This is a genomic window from Verrucomicrobiota bacterium (assembly GCA_016871675.1).
GTDB lineage: Bacteria > Verrucomicrobiota > Verrucomicrobiia > Limisphaerales > VHCN01 > VHCN01.
This window is the reverse complement of sequence record VHCN01000104.1, coordinates 1-7,221: the sequence shown is the minus strand read 5'-3', so window position 1 is coordinate 7,221 and position 7,221 is coordinate 1. Positions and strand designations below refer to the sequence as shown.

Annotated in this window: 9 protein-coding genes; 3 read left to right on the top strand and 6 right to left on the bottom strand. The window is 66.3% G+C overall.

All coding sequences use genetic code 11. The annotated features are described in order from the left end of the window. Positions 1-408: 408 nt before the first annotated feature. Positions 409-1,098, top strand: a complete 690-nt coding sequence (locus tag FJ386_14660) for a hypothetical protein (protein ID MBM3877931.1) — start codon at positions 409-411, stop codon at positions 1,096-1,098. A gap of 35 nt (positions 1,099-1,133) precedes the next feature. On the opposite strand, the gene FJ386_14655 is transcribed toward FJ386_14660, so the two are convergent. The 4 genes from FJ386_14655 to FJ386_14640 are packed head-to-tail and all read right to left on the bottom strand — an operon-like array spanning position 1,134 to position 4,675. Then, positions 1,134-1,643, bottom strand: coding sequence for a hypothetical protein (locus FJ386_14655; GenBank protein ID MBM3877930.1), 510 nt, complete (start codon positions 1,641-1,643; stop codon positions 1,134-1,136). A gap of 34 nt (positions 1,644-1,677) precedes the next feature. Beyond that, a complete protein-coding gene (locus FJ386_14650) occupies positions 1,678-2,478 on the bottom strand; it encodes a nucleotidyltransferase family protein (GenBank protein MBM3877929.1) in 801 nt (266 codons plus the stop codon). Next, positions 2,334-3,293, bottom strand: a complete 960-nt coding sequence (locus tag FJ386_14645) for an XdhC family protein (protein ID MBM3877928.1) — start codon at positions 3,291-3,293, stop codon at positions 2,334-2,336. Before FJ386_14645 ends, FJ386_14650 begins: the two co-directional genes overlap by 145 nt. Positions 3,294-3,304: 11 nt before the next feature. Beyond that, a complete protein-coding gene (locus FJ386_14640) occupies positions 3,305-4,675 on the bottom strand; it encodes a dipeptidase (GenBank protein MBM3877927.1) in 1,371 nt (456 codons plus the stop codon). Positions 4,676-5,003: 328 nt separating this feature from the next. Between FJ386_14640 and FJ386_14635 the strand changes: the two genes are divergently transcribed. Next, entirely contained in the window at positions 5,004-5,435 is a 432-nt protein-coding gene (locus FJ386_14635) for a DUF3568 family protein (GenBank protein ID MBM3877926.1), read from the top strand. 213 nt (positions 5,436-5,648) lie between these two features. Further along, positions 5,649-6,461 carry a sugar phosphate isomerase/epimerase gene (locus FJ386_14630; GenBank protein MBM3877925.1) on the top strand — a complete coding sequence of 271 codons (813 nt, stop codon included), beginning with the start codon at positions 5,649-5,651 and terminating at the stop codon, positions 6,459-6,461. Between the two features lie 110 nt (positions 6,462-6,571). Here the strand turns inward: FJ386_14630 and FJ386_14625 are convergent, their stop codons facing one another. Continuing rightward, positions 6,572-6,844, bottom strand: a complete 273-nt coding sequence (locus FJ386_14625; GenBank protein ID MBM3877924.1) for a GIY-YIG nuclease family protein — start codon at positions 6,842-6,844, stop codon at positions 6,572-6,574. 50 nt (positions 6,845-6,894) lie between these two features. Next, positions 6,895-7,188: a GIY-YIG nuclease family protein gene (locus FJ386_14620; GenBank protein MBM3877923.1), complete on the bottom strand. Its 294-nt coding sequence runs from the start codon at positions 7,186-7,188 to the stop codon at positions 6,895-6,897. Positions 7,189-7,221 lie beyond the last annotated feature (33 nt).

Genomic DNA, 7,221 nt, shown 5'->3' with positions numbered 1-7,221 from the left:
AGAATTGCTTTTGCCAACCGGATTGCCCGCGGTGTAATGGCGCGGAGTGAATTCGCGCGGGGCGCGGCCTGACCTGAAGGACGAGTGCACCGGGTGCGACTTGGCGCTCTCACTTGATTGCACCCCTCACCCCGTCCCTCTCCCCTCGTCGGACGAGGGGAGAGGGTGGCCGGAGGCCGGCGACGAAAGTGGCGTGCTCACCCTGACGTTGATTGGCAAGCACAAGGCGGAACTGCCCCTTCTCAAACAGGAGGACTGACCGGCGGGACAGTGTCCAGCCCAGAGGCGTCCCGCCCCGTCCGCCGCCCTGCACTTGGAACCCTGAAGACTGAATGCCCGACCGCGGCGCCACAAACTTGCGTTCAAATGCAACGCCGGGCACTGTGCCGCCGTCCAAGTTGCAGCGACATGAACCGAATGCTCCCGACTTCCCGATCACTCCTCCTCGCAACCTTCACCGGCCTCGCTGCCGTGGCGAATTCGGCCGGCGCGGAACTCACCGCGACGCTCGCCGCCAAGGAACCGCCCGCTGCGCTCGGCGCGTCGGTTCGCGCCCTGCTCGCGCCGCAGGCCGTGCGCGTGCTTGCGGGCGACTCCGCGGTGTTTGAGTTCTGGTTTTGCAGCGAGGTGCCCGTGGGCGCGAAGCCCGCGTCGCCCGCGCAGGCGCTCGCGAGCTTCAAGCCCGTCGGGCTCATCGGCGTCGTGTCCGTCACGGGCAAGCAGCACCGCACCTACCGCGACACCGAGCTGCCCGAGGGCGTTTACACGATGCGCTTCGCGTTGCAGCCCGAGGACGGCGATCATCTCGGGACGGCGGACTTTCCCTTCTTCGTCGTGCTCATCCCGGCGAAGGTGGACACGAAGCCCGACGCGTTCACCGCTTATCCCGCGATGGTCAAGGCCAGCGGGCGGGACACGCCGGGCGGACACCCGCTCATCCTGAGCCTCCGCCCCGCGGCCGAGGGCGAGAGTCCAAAGCTCCTCGAACCCACCGCGGGACACAAAAGCGTGCGCGTGAAGGCGACAGTGAAGCCCGCGGACTCCGCGCCGATGCCCGCGCTTTTTGAAATCGTCATCAAAGGCAAGGGGAAGACCTAGCCGGCGTGACAGGCGCGCGGAACACCCGCGGACACTCAGAGCTTGTCGTCCTTGACGGGGATTTCGCGCAACTCCACCGGTTCCCGGCAGCAGACGCACTCGCCCGGCGTGATCGAGCGGATGGTGCAGATGTCGCACCAGTAGAAGAGCGAGTGCGCCACGCCGGCTTTCATGGACTGGAAGACGATGGCCTCCAGCGCGCCCGTGGCCGGATGGATTTGCCCCTTGAGGATGAGTGCCTTCTCCCGCAGCCGGGCATCCACGAAGAGCGCCTCGGAGTTCTTCGTTCGCGCCAGCTTCACAAGTTTTCCTTCGGTCGTCTTGAAAACCCACTCGTGCTCGTGGTTGTGCGGCGAAGGCGACTGGTGGTCACGCGCCCGCTCTTCCAGGAGGCAGACGATACGGCCGCGGAACTCGGCGTGTTTCGTCGCTGGTTCCGCGGCGCGAGCATCGCCGCGAACAAACGGCCGTGGTGCGGCTGCAGCCAGCACCGCGGCGCACACCCACAGGCGCGCGGTCACACTGGCCATGACAAGCCGCTTCATCGTGCGCGAACCTTCCCGCCGAATCCGCGCCTGCTCAAGCGGAATCACCACCCGCGCCGAATTCCGCCAGCGCGCGCGCGTAGTCCGCGGGTGTGTCCAGGTCGAGGTCGAGCCCGGCATCGTCCGATTCCCACATCGCGACACGACCGGGCGGCGCGTTCCGAAACTCCCTCAGGTTCGTGGCCGTCGTGTGGGCGATGCGCGCGAAGTCCGCGGCCGGCAGCGCGACCGGATGACGGCCGCGGCCGCCGCGGGACGGCTGGCAGAACCGTGCCGGGTGAGCCGCGGCAAATTCGAGCAAGCCACGAAGGGTCGCCTCGCGCACATGCGGCTGATCGCCAAGCGAGATGCAGAAATGAGTGAGCGCCCCGTCCCAGCCGTCCCACCGCGCCGCGCATTGGATGGAGCTGAACATTCCGCGTTCGGGCTCCGGATTCAGAATGACTTGCGCGGCCGGAAACTGGAGCCGGCCGAGTTCGGCCGCGAGCGCGTCGCCGCCCGCCGCGCGCACGACGGCAATCTGGCGCGCGCCGAGCCGCGTCCACCGGTCGAGCAGCGCGCCGAGTATCGTGGTGCCCGCCCACGGCAGCAACAGCTTCGGCCGGCCCATCCGCGAGGACGCGCCGGCGGCGAGGATGAGCACTCCGAGATTCATCAAGGCAAGCAAGCGCACCCGGCAAATGCCGGGTGCTAGTGAGGGGCACCATGAGCCGGGGCCTCCGGCGCACCCGCGGCATCCCGCACGAATTCCGCGCGGCGGCGGATGAGCTCGGCGACGACGCTCACGCCGATTTCCGGCACGCTCACCGCGCCGAGGGCCACGCCGACGGGACATTGCACGCGCGCGAGTTCGGCTTCCGTGGCGAGGTGCTCGTCGCGGAACTGCTGGAAGATCAACCGCGCCTTGCGCCGGCTCCCGATCATGCCGAGAAACACGAACGGCTCGTGGATCCACCGCCGCAACACGAGCGCGTCGCGGTTGTGGCCGCGCGTGACGACGAGGCCGAAGGCCGGCCGCGCCGGAAGCGGCGATTGCAACAGGTCCTCCCAGTAGCCGATGCGAAAGACCGTGCCCTCGGGAAAAAACTGCGGCGTGGCAAACGTGGGCCGGTCGTCGAACACGGTCACTTCGAAATCGAGCGGCGCGGCGAATGTCGCCACGGCTTGTGCGACGTGGCCGCTGCCGGCAATCCACAGCGCACACGGCGGGCGCACCACTTCGTGGAAAAGCCACGGGCCATCCGCGGCGTCACCGGTGGCGATGGAAAAATCCTCACGCACGCCCCACGCGACCGGTTCGCCCGCGCCTGCAATCCGCCGCCACAACGCTTCGGCCTCGGTCGCGCGCGGGAGGATGAGCCCGGTGACCTTGCCGCCGCAGATGAGCCCGTCGTCCCAGCCGAAGTCGTGGTCGAGCACGAGTTCGAAACTCGCGGCCTTGCCGGACGCGAGCGCGCGGCGTGCGCGGTCCTGCACCTCGGCTTCGAGGCAGCCGCCGCCGAGCGTGCCGACGATGCGGCCGTCGGCGAAGAAGAGCGCCTTCGCGCCCTGCTTCTGCGGGCTCGAGCCCTTGACGCCGGAGATGATGCCGAGCGCGAACGGCTGGCCGGCCGACAGCGCGGAGGGGAGCTGGTTGTAAAAGCGGGGCATGGACTCGGCCCTCACGCCGCCGCGAGTTCTCGCCACAGGTGCGCCGCGGTGGCCATGCCTTTCGCGAAGCAATCGAGGTCGAACTTCTCGTTCGGCGAATGCGGGTTGTCGTCCTTGAGCGCCATACCGAGCAGCAGGGTGTCCACGCCGAGGATTTTCCGGAAGTCATTCACGATGGGGATGGAGCCGCCCTCGCGCGCAAGCACGGGCTCGTATCCCCAGCCGGCCTTCAGGGCGCGGAGCGCGGCCTGCGCCTGCGCGCCGGTCGGCGACACGATGTAAGGCTCGCCCGCGTGGCCGACTTCGACCGTGAGCCGAACGCTGGGCGGACAGAGTTTTTTCAGGTGCGCGACGATGAGCTTCGCGGCGCGCGCGGGGTCTTGATCGGGCACGAGGCGGAAGGTGAGTTTCGCGCGGGCCCAAGCGGGCACGATGGTCTTGCTGCCCGCGCCCTGGTAGCCGCTGGTGAGCCCGTTGATTTCGCAAGTCGGCCGCGACGTGCGGCGCTCGACGGAGGAGAAGCCCTGCTCGCCGGACAGCGCGGGCGCGCCCAGGAATTTCTGGTAACTTGCGTCGCTGTGCGGCACGGACGCGAGTTGCTTCCGCTCGTAGGCGGTGAGCGGCTTCACGTCGTCGTAGTAGCCGGGGACGGTGATGCGGCCGTTCGCGTCGCGAAGTCTGGCGATCAACTGGCACAGGGCCATCGCCGGGTTCTCGACCGAGCCGCCAAAGATGCCGCTGTGCAAGTCGCGGTCGGGCCCGTCGAGCCGCAGTTCCATCGCGAGTATGCCGCGCAACGCATAGGTGAGCGCCGGGTGCCGCGGGCTGGGAATGCCGTTGTCGGAAATCACGACGCCGTCGCACTTGAGGCGTTCGCGATGCTTGCGGAGGAACGGCGCGAGGTTTTCACAGCCGACTTCCTCCTCGCCCTCGATGACGAACGTGAGGTCCACGGGCAGCTCGGTGCTGGTCTTCAGGAACGCCTCGGCGGCCTTGAGGTGCGCGAAGTTCTGCCCCTTGTTGTCGCTCGCGCCGCGCGCGAACATGTTGCGTCCCTCGATGCGCGGCTCGAACGGCGGGGACTTCCACAACTCGAACGGCTCCGGTGGCTGCACGTCGTAGTGGCCGTAGACGACGAAGTGTTTCTTGCGCGAGCCCTTCTTGCGCGGCGTGCGCGCGAGCAGGATGGGGTTGCCGGGCGTGGCGTGGAGGGTCGCGTCAAGTCCGAGCATGCGGCAATGCTCGGTCAGCCACTCCGCGCAGCGCTGGAGGTCGTCGCGGTGCTGCGGTTGCGCGGAGACGCTCGGGAAGCGGACGTAGGCGGAAAGTTCCGCGATGAACCGCCGCTCGTTCGCGCGAAGGTAGCTGAGGACGGCTTGCATGCGCGTGGTTGTAACAGGGGTGGGAGTCGGGAGGAAGCGCGCAGTGGTCCGGTGGTGCGAAATGCGCAATGGAGACCTCTGCAAAACCCATCTTGCGCCGGTGTAGTGTCCGGCCTGTGGCCGGACGTTCCGAGGACTCTGGCAGGTTCCGTCGAGGCGCAGCCTCGACGCTACACGTGTTGCAGAGGTCTCCAATGCATGATGCGAAACCGGGGTGGTGGAGCGATTGCGGGAACGGACCGGTCCAATGTCGGGAGCCGCGCCGGGGCCGGTTTCGCAAGGTTTGGCTTGACGCTCGCGGCGGGCATCGGCTTGCATAGTCCCCACAATGAAATTGAGACACTCTCTTCCGCCTGCCGCGCTCGTAGCCGTCCTCGCCGCGGTGCTCCTGCACACTGGTTGCATCGCGACGGTAGACGGACACACGAAAGCGGCCGTGCCCTTCCGCAAGGACAAGCTGGTGAGCCTTTACGAGTTCCCGTTGCAACGTGTCTTAGATGCCGCGCGACAGGCGCTCAAGGACAACGGTGTGATCCACTCAGAGAATGTCGTCAACCACTCCTTTTTCGCGAAGTGCAACGAGCGGGCCGTGTGGGTCAGCGTCACGGATGTCAAGCCGACGCAGGTGCAGGTCATCACCCAAGTCCGCACCCGCTGGGGCGGCACCGATATCGACCTCGCGGCAGAGATTGACAAGCAGATCGCACTGAACCTTCAAACCGGGCTCATCCCGAAGCCGTCGTCGGTTCCAAATCCGTAGCTCGCCGGTTCGCCAATCCCCGTGTGGCTCACGGCTTCCGCACGCCCGGATTGTGGATTTCCCGCAGACCGCGCAGTTCTCCGCCGCTTCGATCTTCAGACCTGCGGGGTCGCGGCTGGTAGCTTCCGCCTTCGTGTCCTTCATGCCATCGTGATTCGCATCGATCGAGGATTGAACCTTGAACTCGGAACTCCAAACCCGGAGCCTTGACCGATGAAGTTTGCCATCTGCAACGAGACGTTTCAGAACTGGAAACTCGCCGACGTTCTCACGTGGTGCGCGAAGGCCGGCTACGACGGCGTCGAGGTGGCGCCATTTACGCTCTGCAAGCACGTCACCGACGTCACCGCCGGTGAGCGCGAGCGCATTCGCGAGTCCGCGGCGCGCGCGGGCATCGCCATCAGCGGCATTCACTGGGTGCTCGCGCAGACCGAGGGGATGTATCTCACGTCGCCCGATGCCGCGACGCGCGAGCGCACGGCGCAATACTTCTGCGAGCTTGTGGACTTCTGCGCGGACATCGGCGGCAAGTTCATCGTCGTCGGCTCGCCGAAACAGCGAAACCTCCTGCCCGGCGTGACGTGCGAGCAGGCATGGGCTTGGGCCACGGATGTTTTCCGTCTCTCCGTGAAACGCGCAGAGGAGCGCGGCGTCGTGATCTGCTTCGAACCGCTCGCGCCGACCGAGACGAACTTCGTGAACACGGCGGAGGAAGGCATCCGTTTCGCGCGGCAATTCGCCAGCCCGGCGATGAGCGTGATCCTTGACGTGAAGGCGATGTGCTCGATGGGCAAGCCCGTGCCGCAGATCATCCGCGAGTCGCGCGGCGGGTTTGCATACTTCCACGCGAACGACGCGAACTTGAAGGGTCCCGGTTTCGGAGATGTGGATTTCCGCCCGATCGCCGCGGCGCTTCGGGACGCCGGCTACGCAGGCTGGGTTTCGGTGGAAGTGTTCAACTACGACGAAGGACCCGGGGTGATCGCCACGAAGAGTCTGGAGTATCTTCAGCGGTCCTTCGCCTGAACCGTGGTGTCCGAAACGCCTCGGGCCGCAGCCGGAAAAGGAGACGCACGGCAGGGCTGGCCGCAAGGAACCTGGCTCCAGAGGTAGGACTCGAACCTACAACCCCACGGTTAATCCCGACCTGTCGGGACTCTCCCATTGAGCAGGTGGTCGCGAATCCACCGGGAGGATTTCATCGCCTTGATGTGACGCTCTCGTGCCATCGCGTCGCCGCGATTCGAGTGAGCCTCGGACCAAACCAGCCTCCACGGTCCATGCTTGCGGGCGAACTTGCCGCCGATCCGATCCGTTCGGTTGTGGTTGGCCAAGCGGGTGTCGAGATTCTCGGTCTGGCCGACGTAGAGTTTTCCCGTGGCGTTTTCGAGAACGTAGACGAAGTGCATTGCCCGTCGGCCTGGCTCCAGAGGTAGGACTCGAACCTACAACCCCACGGTTAATCCCGACCTGTCGGGACTCTCCCATTGAGCAGGTGGTCGCGAATCCACCGGGAGGATTTCATCGCCTTGATGTGACGCTCTCGTGCCATCGCGTCGCCGCGATTCGAGTGAGCCTCGGACCAAACCAGCCTCCACGGTCCATGCTTGCGGGCGAACTTGCCGCCGATCCGATCCGTTCGGTTGTGGTTGGCCAAGCGGGTGTCGAGATTCTCGGTCTGGCCGACGTAGAGTTTTCCCGTGGCGTTTTCGAGAACGTAGACGAAGTGCATTGCCCGTCGGCCTGGCTCCAGAGGTAGGACTCGAACCTACAACCCCACGGTTAA